The organism is Microbacterium sp. 13-71-7 (assembly GCF_002257455.1).
In the GTDB taxonomy this organism is placed as follows: domain Bacteria; phylum Actinomycetota; class Actinomycetes; order Actinomycetales; family Microbacteriaceae; genus Microbacterium.
This window is the reverse complement of the sequence record NZ_NCKN01000083.1, coordinates 1-15,654: the sequence shown is the minus strand read 5'-3', so window position 1 is coordinate 15,654 and position 15,654 is coordinate 1. Positions and strand designations below refer to the sequence as shown.

13 protein-coding genes are annotated in these 15,654 nt (G+C 70.0%); 10 read left to right on the top strand and 3 right to left on the bottom strand.

Features of this window, described 5'->3' with window-relative positions; all coding sequences use genetic code 11:
* Window positions 1–33: 33 nt before the first annotated feature.
* From B7X32_RS09900 to B7X32_RS09865, 8 genes are all read left to right on the top strand, one after another.
* Window positions 34–1,242: an aromatic amino acid lyase gene (locus B7X32_RS09900; protein ID WP_292719020.1), complete on the top strand. Its 1,209-nt coding sequence runs from the start codon at window positions 34–36 to the stop codon at window positions 1,240–1,242.
* The gene (locus B7X32_RS09895) at window positions 1,239–2,000 is read left to right on the top strand and encodes a helix-turn-helix domain-containing protein (RefSeq protein WP_292719018.1); all 762 of its coding nucleotides are present in this window, start codon (window positions 1,239–1,241) and stop codon (window positions 1,998–2,000) included. Before B7X32_RS09900 ends, B7X32_RS09895 begins: the two co-directional genes overlap by 4 nt.
* 123 nt (window positions 2,001–2,123) lie before the next feature.
* The gene (aceE, locus tag B7X32_RS09890) at window positions 2,124–4,847 is read left to right on the top strand and encodes a pyruvate dehydrogenase (acetyl-transferring), homodimeric type (protein ID WP_292719016.1); all 2,724 of its coding nucleotides are present in this window, start codon (window positions 2,124–2,126) and stop codon (window positions 4,845–4,847) included.
* Window positions 4,848–4,878: 31 nt separating this feature from the next.
* Window positions 4,879–6,087 (top strand): PucR family transcriptional regulator, encoded by a 1,209-nt coding sequence (locus B7X32_RS09885; RefSeq protein ID WP_292719014.1) that lies wholly within the window; start codon window positions 4,879–4,881, stop codon window positions 6,085–6,087.
* Between the two features lie 111 nt (window positions 6,088–6,198).
* Window positions 6,199–7,134, top strand: coding sequence for an ACP S-malonyltransferase (locus B7X32_RS09880; protein ID WP_292719012.1), 936 nt, complete (start codon window positions 6,199–6,201; stop codon window positions 7,132–7,134).
* Complete coding sequence (locus tag B7X32_RS09875; RefSeq protein WP_292719010.1) at window positions 7,131–8,129, top strand: beta-ketoacyl-ACP synthase III; 999 nt, start codon at window positions 7,131–7,133, stop codon at window positions 8,127–8,129. The genes B7X32_RS09880 and B7X32_RS09875 overlap by 4 nt, the downstream gene beginning before the upstream one ends.
* Window positions 8,130–8,192: 63 nt before the next feature.
* Entirely contained in the window at window positions 8,193–8,441 is a 249-nt protein-coding gene (locus B7X32_RS09870; protein ID WP_045250084.1) for an acyl carrier protein, read from the top strand.
* Window positions 8,442–8,544: 103 nt separating this feature from the next.
* A complete protein-coding gene (locus B7X32_RS09865) occupies window positions 8,545–9,786 on the top strand; it encodes a beta-ketoacyl-[acyl-carrier-protein] synthase family protein (protein WP_292719003.1) in 1,242 nt (413 codons plus the stop codon).
* Between the two features lie 243 nt (window positions 9,787–10,029).
* On the opposite strand, the gene B7X32_RS09860 is transcribed toward B7X32_RS09865, so the two are convergent.
* The gene (locus tag B7X32_RS09860; protein ID WP_292719001.1) at window positions 10,030–10,533 is read right to left on the bottom strand and encodes a DUF3145 domain-containing protein; all 504 of its coding nucleotides are present in this window, start codon (window positions 10,531–10,533) and stop codon (window positions 10,030–10,032) included.
* Window positions 10,534–10,749: 216 nt separating this feature from the next.
* A complete protein-coding gene (locus B7X32_RS09855) occupies window positions 10,750–11,523 on the bottom strand; it encodes a hypothetical protein (protein ID WP_292718999.1) in 774 nt (257 codons plus the stop codon).
* Between the two features lie 173 nt (window positions 11,524–11,696).
* On the opposite strand from B7X32_RS09855, the gene B7X32_RS09850 reads away from it, so the two are divergent.
* Both B7X32_RS09850 and B7X32_RS09845 read left to right on the top strand, forming a co-directional pair.
* Complete coding sequence (locus B7X32_RS09850) at window positions 11,697–13,697, top strand: DUF262 domain-containing protein (protein ID WP_292718997.1); 2,001 nt, start codon at window positions 11,697–11,699, stop codon at window positions 13,695–13,697.
* Window positions 13,697–14,959, top strand: a complete 1,263-nt coding sequence (locus B7X32_RS09845; RefSeq protein WP_292718996.1) for an alpha/beta fold hydrolase — start codon at window positions 13,697–13,699, stop codon at window positions 14,957–14,959. The genes B7X32_RS09850 and B7X32_RS09845 overlap by 1 nt, the downstream gene beginning before the upstream one ends.
* Before the next feature lie 40 nt (window positions 14,960–14,999).
* On the opposite strand, the gene B7X32_RS09840 is transcribed toward B7X32_RS09845, so the two are convergent.
* Window positions 15,000–15,524 (bottom strand): SRPBCC domain-containing protein, encoded by a 525-nt coding sequence (locus B7X32_RS09840; RefSeq protein ID WP_292718995.1) that lies wholly within the window; start codon window positions 15,522–15,524, stop codon window positions 15,000–15,002.
* Window positions 15,525–15,654 lie beyond the last annotated feature (130 nt).

Genomic DNA, 15,654 nt, shown 5'->3' with positions numbered 1-15,654 from the left:
GGATGCCGTCAATATTCTGGATGCAGATCTCGCATTGATTACAAACATCGGGCTCGATCACCAGGCTTATCTGGGCAATACACGCGCTCACCCCTCCAGTTCGGCCCCGCCGCCGACCCGGAGCGGATCAGGGCGATGCTGCTCATCCGCGCCAACCAGCTCGCGCGAGGTGGATCCGGGGTCAGTCCTGCGCTCGCCGACGCCCTGCTCGCCGCCACGACCCGAGAGGATCCGCCGACGATCGCCTTCGGCGGCGCGCTCGGCACCGGGGATCTCGGGGCGCTCGCGGCCCTGGCACTGCAGATCACCGGGGACGAGGAGACCGGCCCCTTCGCCCCATCCGACGGCCTGCCGTTCATGAGCAGCAGCGCGCTGACGCTCGCCGACGCGGCCCTCACGCTCGCCGATCTGGATCGCGCGCTCGACACGGCGGTGGCGCTCGGGGCCGCCGCCGCGCGTGCGCTCGGCACGACCGCAGAGCACTTCGCGGCGGAGGCGTTCGAAGATCGCCACTCCGCGATCCGCGATACGGCCGCGCGGCTCGCCCCGTCCGGCGCCGATGCCAGCCCGCGCGTGCAGGATCCCTTCTCGATGCGCCTGCTGCCGCAGTCCCTCGGATCCGTGCGATCGTCCTGGGAGCACTGCCGGGACGCGACGCTCGCCGAGGTGAACGGTGCGCACGAGAACCCCCGGGTGTTCGCCGACGAGCAGCAGATCGCGCACACCGGAAACTTCTACACCGTCGACCTGGAGCTCGCGTGCGGCACGCTGCTGCGCGCGCTCGCTCAGGACGCGAGCCTGCTGCTCGCACGGCTCGGGCTGCTCATGAACCCTCGCTACACGGGACAGGCCGAGTTCCTCGGCGACGGGACCCCGGACGCGACGGGGGCGATGATGCTGGAGTACCTCGCGGCCGCGGCGCTCGCCGACATCCGCGATCTCGCGGCCGCGCACGGCGGCCATGGCGTGCATCTCTCGCTCGGCGCCGAGGAGCACGCTCCGTTCACGCCGCAGGCCGTGCGCCGGCTCGGGCAGGCGACAGGGAGCTACCGCACGATGCTCGCCTGCTTCGCCGTCGCCCTGCGTCGCCTGCCCGGCCTGGACGATCTGCTGGGCGGCCTGCCGGAGCGTCACGGCGGGCTCGAGGATCGAGACCTGAGCCGCGAGCTGTCCGACACGGCGTCCGCGCTGGATAGGATTCGGCTCGGCGGGTCGCGCGAACGGACGGAGGGACGTCGATGAGGACGACAGGACAGGACAGGGCGGCTGTCGCGGAGGAGAAGCCTGAGGCGCTCGACTCCGGCTCCGGCCCCCGTTCCGTGCACAGGGCGCTGGAGCTGCTCACGACCGTGGTCGAGTCGGGCCCGCAGCCGCTCACGGAACTGGCCAGAGCGAGCGGTCTGCCCACGAGTACGACGCTGCGCTCGCTGCGCGCCCTGGAGCACTGGGGCTATGTCGCACGCACGCCAGACGGCGGCTACGTCGCCGGTCACCGGTTCGCGCGCTCGCGCTTCGACGCCGAGCCGGCCAGCGCGGAGCATCTGTTCGAGCGCTCCGCCGAGGTGCTGCAACGGCTCACCGATCGCAGCGGCGAGTCGAGCTACCTGACCGTGCGCGGTCCCGGACGCAGCTGCATCTATCTGCGCGAGGTGCAGAGCGACCAGCCGATCCGTCACGTCGGCTTCGCCGGATGGGCGGGCCGCACGGTGCAGATGGACGGCTCGGCGGTCGGGGCCGTGCTGGACGGCGAGACGCCGGACACCGGTTTCGTGACGATGGGCGCGGTGTCCGCGCCGGACGCGACCGTCGTCGCAGCCCCGGTTCTCGACAGCGAGGGCGCCATCGTGGCGGCGATCAGCATCGTCGGGCCCAGCTTCCGCATGGGTGCGGATCGCGTGCAGGAGCTCGGCGTCCTCGTGCACGACGCCGCGCAGAACCTGACCCAGGCGCTCCGGTCCGACCGCCCCGCATCGACGGCCACGGCCGGGGACCGCCGATAACCGGGCCGACCTCCAGGAGGGCTAGGCTGAGAGACGCGCGCTCTTGTGCGGAGTCGACAAGCCTCCCCCGCGACGCATCCCGATTTCGTTGGCACGACCTGCCAGACAGACGAAAGGCCTCCTGTGACTGTTCACGACCAGGATCCGTACTCCCAGGGCCCGCTCGACAGCGATCCCGAAGAGACCAGCGAATGGCAGCAATCGCTCGACGAGCTCGTCGACGCGAAGGGTCACGGCCGCGGCCGCGAGATCATGCTCAGCCTGCTCAAGCGCTCGAAGGATCTGCACCTGGGCGTCCCGATGGTTCCGACCACGGACTACATCAACACCATCGCCCCCGAGAACGAGGCCGCCTTCCCGGGCGATGAGGACCTCGAGCGCCGCTACCGGCACTGGATCCGCTGGAACGCCGCGGTCACGGTGCACCGCGCGCAGCGTCCCGGCATCGGTGTCGGCGGCCACATCTCGACCTACGCCTCGGCGGCGTCGCTCTACGAGGTCGGCTTCAACCACTTCTTCCGCGGCCAGGACCACCCGTCCGGCGGCGACCAGATCTTCTACCAGGGCCACGCCTCCCCCGGCGCCTACGCCCGCGGATTCCTCGAGGGCCGCATCAGCGAGCAGCAGCTCGACGCGTTCCGCCAGGAGAAGTCCGGCGCCCCGAACGGCCTGCCCTCCTACCCGCACCCGCGGATGATGCCGGAGTTCTGGCAGTTCCCGACCGTGTCGATGGGCCTCGGCCCGATCAACGCGATCTACCAGGCGATGACGAACAAGTACCTCGCCAACCGCGGCATCAAGGACAACGACTCGCACGTGTGGGCGTTCCTCGGCGACGGCGAGATGGACGAGGTCGAGTCGCGCGGACAGCTCCAGGTCGCCGCGAACGAGGGCCTGGACAACCTCACCTTCGTGATCAACTGCAACCTGCAGCGCCTCGACGGGCCGGTCCGCGGCAACGGCAAGATCATCCAGGAGCTGGAGAGCTTCTTCCGCGGCGCCGGCTGGAACGTCATCAAGGTCGTCTGGGGCCGCGAGTGGGACGACCTGCTCGCCCGCGACACCGACGGCGCGCTGCTGAACCTGATGAACGTCACCCCCGACGGCGACTACCAGACCTACAAGGCCGAGAGCGGCGCCTACGTGCGCGAGAACTTCTTCGGCCGGGACGAGCGCGCGCTCGCTCTCGTCAAGGACTACTCCGACGACGACATCTGGCACCTCCGCCGCGGCGGCCACGACTACCGCAAGGTGTACGCGGCCTACAAGGCGGCCATGGAGCACAAGGGCCAGCCGACCGTCATCCTCGCCAAGACCGTCAAGGGCTACGGCCTGGGTCCGCACTTCGAGGGCCGCAACGCGACCCACCAGATGAAGAAGATGACGCTGGACGACCTCAAGCTGTTCCGCGACACGATGCACATCCCGATCACGGACGCGCAGCTCGAGGCCGACCCGTACCGTCCCCCGTACTACCACCCGGGACAGAACGACGAGACGATCCAGTACATGCTGGACCGCCGTCACGACCTGGGCGGGTTCCTGCCCGAGCGCCGCAGCACCCACGTGGGTCTGGAGCTCCCGCAGGACAAGGACTACGCGCTGCCGAAGAAGGGATCCGGCAACCAGGAGGTCGCCACGACCATGGCCTTCGTGCGCATGGTCAAGGACCTCATGCGGGTCAAGGGCTTCGGCGAGCGGATCGTCCCGATCATCCCGGACGAGGCGCGCACGTTCGGCATGGACGCGTACTTCCCGACCGCGAAGATCTACAACCCCAACGGCCAGAACTACACCTCGGTCGACCGGGAGCTGCTGCTCGCGTACAAGGAGAGCCCGCAGGGCCAGCTCATGCACGTCGGCATCAACGAGGCCGGTGCGGTGGCGGCGTTCACCGCCACGTCGACCTCGTACTCCACGCACGGCGAGCCGCTCATCCCGATCTACATCTTCTACTCGATGTTCGGCTACCAGCGCACCGGCGACGCCTTCTGGGCAGCCGGAGACCAGATGGGCCGGGGCTTCATCATCGGCGCCACCGCGGGTCGCACCACGCTGACCGGCGAGGGCACCCAGCACGCGGACGGCCACTCGCCGCTGCTCGCCTCGACCAACCCGGCCACGCTCGTCTACGACGCGGCCTACGGCTACGAGGTCTCGCACATCGTGCAGGCCGGCATCGAGCAGATGTACGGCGGCACGCACCCCAACCCGGACGTCATGTACTACCTCACGGTGTACAACGAGCCGATGCGGATGCCGGCGGAGCCCGAGGACGTGGACGCCGAGGGGATCCGCAAGGGTCTGCACCGGATCTCGGTCGGATCCGGCGAGGGCCAGCGCGTGCAGCTGCTCGCGTCCGGCGTGGGCGTGCCGTGGGCGATCGAGGCCCAGGAGCTGCTGCTCGCCGACTGGGGCGTGTCCGCCGATGTCTGGTCGGTCACCTCGTGGACCGAGCTGCGCCGCGACGGCCTCGCCGCCGACGAGCACAACTTCCTGCACCCGGAGGAGGAGCCGCAGACGGCCTACCTCACCGAGAAGCTGAAGGACGCGCAGGGTCCGTTCATCGCGACGAGCGACTACATGCACGCGGTCCAGGACCAGATCCGCCAGTGGGTGCCCGGTGCGTACTACACGCTGGGCGCCGACGGCTTCGGCTTCGCCGACACCCGCGCCGCGGCCCGTCGCTTCTTCAAGATCGACGGACCGTCGATGGTGGTCCGCGCCCTCCAGGCGCTGGCCGACCAGGGCCGCATCGACCGCTCCGTCGTGGGCCAGGCGATCGCGAAGTACGACCTGTACAACGTGAACGCAGGCACGAGCGGCAACGCCGGCGGCGAGAGCTGACCCGCGCGGCACGATGAGCAGACCTCCCGAGATGACCAAGGAGGAGACGCTGGCGTGGCTGCGCCGCATCTCCGGGGACCTCGCCACGGCGACCCTGCAGCGTCTCGAGGATTCGCTGCCGTGGTACGCCGAGATGCCACCGGCCCGACGCTCCGCCGTCGGGCTGGTGGCCCAGGCCGGCATCACCTCGTTCATCCAGTGGTACGACGATCCGACGTCGACGCCGTGGATCGCCGCGGACATCTTCGCCGCCGCTCCCCGTGAGCTGCTGCGGAGCGTCAGCCTGCAGCAGACGCTGCAGCTCATCCGCGTCACCGTCGAGGTGACGGAGGAGCGCGTCGCCGGCAACGGCCAGCACCTGCGCGACGCGATCCTGCTGTACTCGCGGGATGTGGCCTTCGCCGCCGCCGACGTGTACGCGCGCGCCGCCGAGGCCAGGGGCCTGTGGGACGCGCGCCTGGAAGCGCTCGTGGTCGACTCGATCCTCACGGGCGAGGCCGACGAGGAGCTGCCCAGCCGCATCGCCGCCCTCGGCTGGCACGGCCATGGCGAAGTCTGCGTGATCGTGGGCACCACGCCGCCGCAGTTCGACGTGGACCAGGTGCGCCGCACCGCCCGCAAGCTCGCGGTCGACGTGCTGATCGGCGTGCAGGGATCCCGGCTCGTGCTCGTGGTCGGACGCGCCAAGCCCGCCCTGGGCGAGGACGCCGCCGAGGGCGCAGAACCCGAGGAGTTCTCCTTCGCCGAGATCGCCCGCACGTTCGAGCCGTCGTTCGGCCCCGGCCACGTCGTGGTCGGCCCCGCGGTCGCCGCGCTCGTGGACGCCGGGCAGAGCGCCCGTGCCGCGCTGGCCGGGTTCGCGGTGGCGCGCGCCTGGCGCGGAGCCCCACGCCCGGTGGACGCGGACGAGCTGCTGCCGGAGCGCGCCATCGCCGGGGATCCCCTGGCCAAGCAGACGCTCATCGAGCGGGTCTACCGGCCGCTGCACGACCACTCCACCGACCTCGTGACGACGCTGTGGAGCTATCTCGACAACGGCCGCTCGCTCGAGGCGACCGCGCGCGAGCTGTTCGTGCACCCGAACACCGTGCGCTACCGCCTGAAGCGGATCAGCGAGGTCATCGGCTGGGATGCGACCGGCCCGCGAGAGGCGTTCATCCTGCAGACCGCTCTCGTGCTCGGCACGATCGGCACGGCGGATCCGGTCCGGCGCGGACTTCGCCCCCGCCGGCCCCGCTGACGTCCGCAGGTCTGGTTTCGCACCCCGTGTTGTACGTCTCGGATAACCGATTTGCGGATTCTTGTGAGGGTTGAGCCACCGAAACCGGCCAATCGTTGGCAGACTGGGAACGTGATCGTCTTCGCATGCCCTGGACAGGGCTCCCAGACCCCTGGTTTCCTCTCTCCCTGGCTCGAGCTCGACGGCGTCGCCGAAGACCTCGCGCTCTACTCGGAGGCCGCCGACGTCGACCTGATCCAGCACGGCACGGTGTCCGACGCCGACACGATCCGCGACACCCGCATCGCTCAGCCGCTCATCGTCGCCGCCTCGCTCGTCGCGGCGAAGGCCCTGCGCGAGCGGGCCGGACGCGGACCGGACGGCATCGCGGGGCACTCGGTCGGCGAGTTCGCCGCGGTCGCGGACGCCGGCGTGATCCCCGCCGAGACCGCGATGCGCCTGGTCGGCATCCGCGGCCGCGCGATGGCGGACGCCGCCGGCCGGACCCCGACCGGCATGAGCGCGGTGCTGGGCGGCGACGAGGAGGCCGTGCTCGCACTGCTGTCCGACCTCGACCTCACCCCCGCCAACTACAACGGCGGCGGCCAGATCGTCGCCGCGGGCGCGCTGCCCGCTCTCGCAGCACTGGCCGAGGCCCCCGTGCGCGGATCCCGTGTGATCGCGCTGCAGGTCGCCGGAGCGTTCCACACGCAGTACATGGCCTCCGCCGTCGACACCCTGCGCGAGGCCGTCGCCGGCGTCGACGCCGCGGATCCGACGGTGACGCTCTGGACCAACAAGGACGGATCCGTGCTCGCAGACGGCTCGACCGCGCTGGAGAACCTGGTGACCCAGGTCTCCTCCCCCGTGCGCTGGGACCTGTGCATGGCCTCGTTCGCCGACAACGGCATCACGGGCCTCATCGAGCTCACCCCTGCCGGCGCGCTCACCGGCCTCGCGAAGCGCGGCCTGCGCGGCGTCCCCGCCGTCGCCGTGAAGACCCCGGACGACCTCGATGCGGCGGCGGCGCTGCTGAACGGCGCTGACAACAACGGAGAAGCAGCATGACCACGCTCAAGCAGGCCACGGGCCCCGCGTACACCCGCATCTACTCCGTGGGCGCGGCCCGCGGCGAGAACGCCGTGCCGAACGACGACCTCATCGGCCCAATCGACTCGAGCGACGAGTGGATCCGCCAGCGCACCGGCATCATCACCCGCACCCGCGCGGTCCCCGAGACGGACGCGATCGACCTCTCCACCGCGGCCGCGGTCGAGGCCATCGAGAAGTCGGGCGTGGCCCCCTCCGACATCGACGTCGTCATCGTCGCGACGATCAGCAACCCGAAGCAGACGCCCTCCGTCTCGGCGATCGTCGCGGACCGGGTGGGCGCGAACCCCGCCGCCGCCTACGACATCAACGCCGCCTGCGCCGGCTACGCCTATGCCGTTGCGCAGGCCGACGCCCTGATCCGCGCCGGAGCCGCGACGCACGCGCTCGTCATCGGCGCCGAGAAGCTCTCCGACGTCGTGGACCCCACCGACCGGAGCATCTCGTTCCTGCTCGGCGACGGCGCCGGCGCCGTCGTGATCGGCCCGAGCGACACCCCCGGGATCTCCGCCACCGTGTGGGGCTCGGACGGCTCGAAGGCCGACGCGGTCGGGATGAACCACACCCTCACCGAGTTCCGCGACGGGCAGGCCCCCTGGCCGACGCTCCGCCAGGAGGGTCCGACCGTGTTCCGCTGGGCGGTCTGGGAGATGGCCAAGGTCGCCAAGCAGGCGCTCGAGCAGGCCGGCATCGAGGCCTCGGATCTGGCCGCCTTCATCCCGCACCAGGCCAACATGCGCATCATCGACGAGTTCGCCAAGCAGCTCAAGCTGCCTGAGGCGACCGTGATCGCGCGCGACATCGAGACCACCGGGAACACGTCCGCGGCGTCCATCCCGCTCGCCACGCACCGCCTGCTGCAGGAGCACCCCGAGCTCAGCGGCGGCCTCGCCCTGCAGATCGGCTTCGGCGCGGGTCTGGTGTTCGGCGCGCAGGTCGTCGTCCTGCCCTGAGCGGGCCGACGCGACCTCCTAGACTGTTCACCGGTTCGAAACCACCCATAGAAAGAGGAAATCATGGCCTTCAGCAACGACGAGGTCCTCGCTGGCCTTGCAGAGCTCATCACCGACGAGACCGGCATCGACGCCTCGGAGGTCGCTCTGGAGAAGTCCTTCACCGATGACCTGGACATCGACTCCATCTCCATGATGACGATCGTCGTCAACGCGGAGGAGAAGTTCGGCGTCACCATCCCCGACGACGAGGTCAAGAACCTCAAGACCGTCGGGGACGCCGTGAACTTCATCGTCGCCGGCCAGGAGTGACGACTGCGGATGCCACCCCCGCGCTTCCGCGGGGCGTGGCATCCTCCTCTTCCACACGCATCCGCTCCCGGATCCCCCACCCGCTCCCTGAGAAGGATCACGCATGACCAAGCGCATCGTCGTCACCGGCATCGGTGCCACGTCCGCCCTGGGCGGCACCGCCCCGGAGAACTGGGCCAATCTGCTCGCCGGCGTCTCCGGCACGCACACCCTGACGCACGACTGGGTCGCAGAGCATCAGCTCCCGGTGACGTTCGCCGCAGAGGCCTCCGTCCGCCCCGAGGAGGTCCTGCCACGGCATGAGGCCAAGCGTCTCGACCCCTCCGTGCAGTTCGCCATGATCGCCGCCCGCGAGGCATGGGAGGACGCCGGTGCCCCCGACGTCGCCGCCGAGCGACTGGGCATCGACTGGGCCACGGGCATCGGCGGGCTCTGGACGCTCCTGGACGCCTGGGACACGCTGCGCGAGAAGGGACCGCGCCGGGTCATGCCGCTCACGGTCCCGATGCTGATGCCGAACGCCGGCGCAGGCAACCTCTCGCTGCACTTCGGCGCGAAGGCGTTCGCCCGCACCGTCGTGAGCGCCTGCGCCTCGAGCACCGAGTCGATCGCGAACGCGTACGAGCACCTGCAGGACGACCTCGCAGACGTCGTGATCGCCGGTGGCGCGGAGTCCGCGATCCATCCGATCACGATGGCGTCGTTCGCGTCCGCGCAGGCGCTCTCGCGCCGCAACGACGACCCGGAGCACGCCTCGCGGCCCGGCGCCATCGACCGTGACGGCTTCGTCATGGGCGAGGGCGGTGCCGCCCTGGTCATGGAGACCGAGGAGCACGCCAAGGCCCGCGGCGCCAAGATCTACGCCTATGTCGTGGGCGGCGGCGTCTCCGCCGACTCGTACCACATCACCGGCAACGACCCGGAGGGCCACGGCGCCGCGCGCGCCGTGGAGCAGGCGCTGGCGCAGGCCAGTGCGAGCCCCGACGAGGTCACGCACATCAACGCGCACGCCACGTCGACCCCGGTCGGCGACCCGAACGAGTACGGCGCCCTGCGGCGCGTCTTCGGCGACCGGATCGACGAGATCCCCGTGTCGGCGACCAAGGCGTCCACCGGGCACCTGCTCGGCGGCACCGGCGCGCTCGAGGCGGTCTTCACGATCCTCGCACTGCGGGACCGCGTCGCGCCGCCGACGATCAACATGACCGAGCCGGATCCGGCCGTGCCGTTCAAGCTCTCGGGCGAGGTGCAGCCGCTCGGCGACGGCCCTCAGCTCGCGATCAGCAACTCGTTCGGCTTCGGCGGCCACAACGCGGTCGTCGCGTTCCGCTCCTACGACGGCTGATCCGCATCGACGGGAATCGCCCCGGTCGCTTCCTCATCGAAGCGGTCGGGGCGATTCTCGTTCTTTTCGGTTGTGCTGTTCTGTTATCTCTCCGGTTGCGGACCGGGGATACGTTTTCTCGGATTCCGGGTCCCTGCTCTCCGACTCCCGATAATCACGCCTCCGCCGATCCTCGTCCCTTCGTGTGATCCGGCCGGCTCGACCGGATCACACGAGTCCTCTCCGACCCGCCACCGCAGCGGCCTATCCGACTTTGTGGAGCCACACGACGCGGGCGTCGTCGCTCGCGTGCCGGAACGGCTCCAGCTCCTCGTCCCACGCGGAGCCGAGGGCGACGTCGAGTTCGCGCTGAAGCTCGACCGGACTGCCCGCGGCGATCTCGATCGCGTAGCGGATCCGGTCCTCGCCCACGACGATGTTGCCGGCGGCATCGGTCTGCGCGTAGTGCACGCCCAGATCGGGCGTGTGCAGCCAGCGGCCGCCGTCGCTGCGGGGCGTCGGATCCTCCGTCACCTCGAAGCGCAGGTGCTCCCAGCCGCGGATCGCGGTCGCGAGAGCGGCGCCGGTGCCGACCGGGCCGTCCCAGTAGAACTCCGCGCGGCGGGCGCCGTCGAGGACGGGCTGCTCCGACCACTCGAAGTTGACGGCGCGCCCGATAGCGCGTCCGACCGCCCATTCCAGGTGCGGGCAGAGCGCGCGCGGTGCGGAGTGGATGTACACCACTCCGCGTGCTTGTGCTGTCGCCATGGTCTCTCCGTTTCATCAGGTGCGTCTTCCCCTACGACCTGATCCGCGAAGCACGGCGGTATGCGGTTATGCGCCCATTCTCACCGATCCCCCGCGAAATCACAACTGTGTAACTCATTGCGAAAAGGCAACGGTCCCCGGCGCTGCAGCACCGGGGACCGTCTATGGGCCCTTCGACAGGCTCGGCGACCGAGCAGGCTCAGGGCGGGAGGAGGATCAGGCCTCGCTCATCGCGATCTTCTCCTGCTGGCCCTTCGCGGCGTAGTACGCGGCACGGGCGTCGTCGCGGCGCGCCTGCTCCTCGTAGCCCGCGTCCAGGATCTCCTGCGCGACCTCGTAGTTCGCCACGTCCTGGGTGCCGTGGTACTTCTCGATGTAGGCGTCCAGCTCGGGACCCGAGGTCCACGAGGTGATCAGGCAGTAGCGCGGCTCGGTGCCGTTGTGGGTGGCGGCGTGCCACAGACGCTGCGTGTCGACGATCAGCTGCGCGCCGGCGGGGAGGGCGATGCGGTACTCGACGCTCGGGTCGGTGCGGTTCTCGCGCAGGACGAAGTAGCTGTCCTTGTCGTCGGTGAGGTTGAAGAAGCCGCGCACGACCCAGCCGGTCCCATCCGGGTTCAGCCGGTTGTTGTCGTCCTGGTGGAGGTTGTAGAGGCACTCGCCGTAGGGCGTGGGCTGCAGCTCGATGACACGGCAGCGACCGACGTTCGCACCCGGCTCCTGCGCACGGCGCGTGAGGTTCGGGGCCTTCGCGGTCTGCGCGTCGATCCAGACGCCGTCCTTGTCCGTGCGCGGCGGCACGTGGTTCCAGAAGCCGTTGCACTCGATCTCGCCCTTGGCGGACGCGAGCGGCGCGAAGCGGGTGTCGCCGGAGGACTTCCAGTCGTTGTACTCGATGTCGAGCCACTCCTTGGGGTCGAGCTCCTGGTTGTAACTGTCGAGGACGACGAAGCCCTTGTCCTCGAGGGCGGCGGACTTGATGTATGCCATGAGCGAGTCATGTCCTTTCATAAGGGGCCAGCACGTTTTAACAGGCCCTTCTTAGGACAGCCTAACAGCGCCGTTTCGACGCCCTCGGAAGGGAGGCCGTGAATATCCGGCCCCCACCGGGGCCTGAATAGACTGGTCGGAGCAGCACGCGATCCGAGGAGAAGCACAGCAGCATGAGCACGGCCACCAACGTCGAAGCAACCGCAGTCTCAACGATCGAGTGGCTCTCCTCCCCCGCGACGACCATCGTCGTGCCCGTCTACCAGCGCCAGTACCGGTGGGACATCGGCGGCTGCGAGAAGCTGCTGTCCGACATCCGCGCCGTGGCGGACGAGGACGACGCCCATCGGCACTTCATCGGCTCGATCCTCTCCGCCGAGGACCACGCCCACCCCGACGCCGACCTGATCCTCATCGACGGGCAGCAGCGCATCACGACGCTCATGCTGCTCATCGCCGCGCTGCACCATGCCGTGCGCGACGCCGATCCGGTCTTCGCCGCCGAACTGGCGCGGGTGCTGGTGCGCCCCGACGACGCGAGCCGCACCAAGCTCCGCCCGCACGAGGCATGGGCCGGCCTGTTCGAGTCCGTGGTGCTGGACCGGCGCAGCGCCGAGCTCCCGGAGTCGCGCTTCGACGACAACTACGCGTTCTTCCGCTCGCAGGTCCACGCCGACGAGGCGCCGCGGATCTGGCGCGGCCTGCAGAAGCTCGAGCATGTGTCGATCACCCTCGGCGAGGCCGCCAACGCGCAGCAGATCTTCGAGAGCCTCAACTCCACGGGCGAGCCCCTGCGCGATCACGAGCTGATCCACAACTACATCCTCATGGGTCTCTCGCACGCCGAGCAGCAGCAGGTCGAGGAGGAGTTCTGGCTTCCGATCGAGCGCAACACCGGCGAGGCGATCGGGGCGTTCTGGCGTCACTTCCTCATCCAGACCTCCGGCCGAGAGGTCTCGGTCGCCGGCGAGCACGGCGTCTACAGCGCCTTCCGTCACGAGTTCCCGCACATGGGGATGGACGACCTGCCCGCGCAGGCTCGGGTGTGGCGGGAGTTCTCGGACATCTACCGGATCCTCCTGGATCCCTCCCAGGAGCCGGATCCGGAGATCCGCCGCCAGCTGGCCTACGTGAACACGTTCGGCCGCTCGACCTATCCCCTGGTGCTCAGCGCATACCGGGACCACCGGCTCGGGGCGATCTCGAAGGACGAGCTCGTGCAGACGCTGGAGCGCATCCAGTCGCTGCTGCTGCGCCGTGCCGTCGTCGGGATCCCGAACGACCGTCTCATCGCCCGCCTGTGTCGCGCCAGGGCTCAGGGACCGGAGGAACTGCTGCGGGCCTTCGCCCGGATCACGCCCTCCGACGAGCGCATCCGGGTCGCCCTCAAGTTCACCGACCTGCCGCACGCGCTGTACGTGCTGGGCCGGATCGAGGGCGTCACGGATCCGCAGGGCTTCGACGTCGAGCACATCGTGCCGACCGCTCCGCACGACGCGTGGTCGGGCGACGGCGTGCGCCCCTGGAGCGAGTACTCCGAGGACGAGCAGAACAGCCACCGTGCCCTCGCCGGGACGCTCGGGAACCTGACGCTGCTCGAGGAGCATCTCGCCGAACGCGTCTACGGCGCCTCCTTCCCGGACAAGCGCGACGCCTACCGCCGCAGCCGGGTCGACGAGAACTCCGCCCTGGCGGCGCTGGACTCCTGGGGCACGGCCGCGATCGCCGAGCGCACGGCGGCGCTCACCGACGCGTTCGTGCGGATCTGGCGCCGGCCCGCGGTGGTCGAGATCGACGACGACGGGCTCACCCCGATCCTCGACGCGGTGCGGCGACGGGGCTGGCCGACCGGCTGGGAGCGCGAGTTCGACTATGTCGAGTACCGCGGTGAGCGCTGGGAGGTGCCCGACGTGAAGTACCTGTTCAACCGGGTCTTCCGGCGCGGCTGGACCGATACCCGCGAGGCCCTCGACGCGTTCAACGCCCGCAACGGCGGACCGATCTACGGCGAGAAGGCGTGGAACGGCACCTGGGACGACCTCGACGAGGACCACTTCCTCTACATGGGGTGGGACGCGAAGTACATGATGAGCGCGGTGCAGGGCCTCCTGGAGGAGTCGGGCCTCGCCGCGGAAGTGTTCGTGAAGTACTCCTACATCGGGAATGTGATGTGATGACGATCTCTGCCGCCCCTGTGATCCGCCGCCGGATGATGGACCTCACCCTCGAAGAGCACACGCTCACCGTGCCTCTGGTGTGGTCGGATCCGTCCGACACCCGGACGATCGACGTGTTCGCCTCGGTCGTCTCCCGCGAGGGCGGCGAGGATCTCCCCTACCTGGTGTTCCTGCAGGGCGGCCCGGGATCCGAGGCCCCCCGCGCGCTGCACGCGCCCGCCGCGCCGTCGTGGCTGGATCAGGCGCTCGCGCACCACAGGGTCGTCATGATCGATCAGCGCGGCACCGGGCGCTCCACGCCCGTCGGCGACGGCATCCTGTCCCGCGGCGCGGAGGCGGTCGCCGAGCACCTCACGCACCTGCGCGCGGATGCCATCGTGCGGGACTGCGAAGCCATGCGCGAGCACCTCGGCGCCGAGCGCTGGAACGTGCTCGGGCAGTCGTTCGGCGGATTCACGACCCTCGCCTATCTCTCGACGGACGCCTCGTCGATCGACCGCGCGTACCTCACCGGCGGTCTCAGCACCGTGACCCGCGGCCCGGACGAGGTGTATGCGCTCTGCTACGACAAGATGCGCGATGCCTCCGAGCGCTACTACCGGCGCTTCCCCGAGCATCGCGAGCGCATGCGCCGGCTCGTGGATCTCGCCGCATCCGGCGACATCGTGCTGCCGTCCGGCGAGGTCGTCTCGCCGTCACGGCTGCGCTCGGCAGGATCCGCCCTCGGCACCAACGACGGCTGGCAGACGCTCTGGCAGCTGCTCGAACTGGATCCGACGAGCAACGCGTTCCGCTACGACCTCGCCGCCGCGATGCCGTTCGGCGGCCGCAATCCGCTGTATTTCGTGTTCCACGAGTCCAGCTACGCGAACGGCCACGTCACGGGCTGGTCGGCCGAGCGCGTGGAACCCGCCGACTTCGTCGAGGACGTCACCCTGTTCACGGGCGAGCACATCCGGCGCGACTGGACGGAGACGGTCCCGGCGTTCCAGCCCTGGCGCGATGTGGCCCTCGCACTCGCCGAGCACGAGTGGCCCGCGATCTACGACCCGGCCGCACTCCAGGCGTCCGGTGCGCGCGGCGCCGCCTCGGTCTACGTGAACGACCCCTACGTGCCGCTCGAGTACTCGCTGGAGACCGCGGCCCTGCTGCCCGACCTCCGCCTGTGGGTCACCAGCGAACACGAGCACAACGGCCTGCGCGCCGGGCGCGTGCTCGAGCGCCTCGTCGATCTCGCCCACGACCACCGGGTGCGCTGAACAGCCGCCCGACGCCGCAGGGCACGGTGCGCGCCGGCGATCAGCCGGCGCGCACCGCCTCGTATTCCGGGAGCAGCGCCTCCCAGCGCTCCTTCCAGGCGGGTGCCGGCTCGTCGGCGGACCAGCCCGTGGGATGGGCGCCCGTCTCGGATCGCAGTGAGCGACCGAGATCTTCGAGGTGCACCTGCCAGCCTGCCGCGTGGAAGTGCAGCACGCCGACGCCGAGTCCGCGTTCCTCCACGACCAGCCGGGACTGCGCGCCCTCGGCGGAGATCCATGCCTCGATCACGGTCTCCTCTTCGGTGCCGGGCTGCTGGGTGACCACCAGATGGTGCGGACCCTCGCAGACCTCGATCCGCATCGCCCCGGTCCAGGTGCTCGTGAACGTGGCCTCCAGCATGCCCCCGACCCGGAAGTCGCCGCCCACCTGGACGATCCAGCGCGCCAGCCGCTCGGGATCCGTGCACGCCCGCCAGAGGTCGTCCACGTCGGTGTCGTAGACGTCCTCGACGCGGATGGCGCCACGGGTGTCGTCGAGATCCCACATCGTCCCGGTCGCGATCATGTCCTGTCCCTCTTCCCTCGGGCGATCTCGGTGTGCAGGGCGTCCAGGCGCTGCACCCACAGATCGCGATACTCCTCGAGCCATTCGTCGAGGTCGACCAGCGCCTCGGGGCGCAGGCGGTAGATGCGAA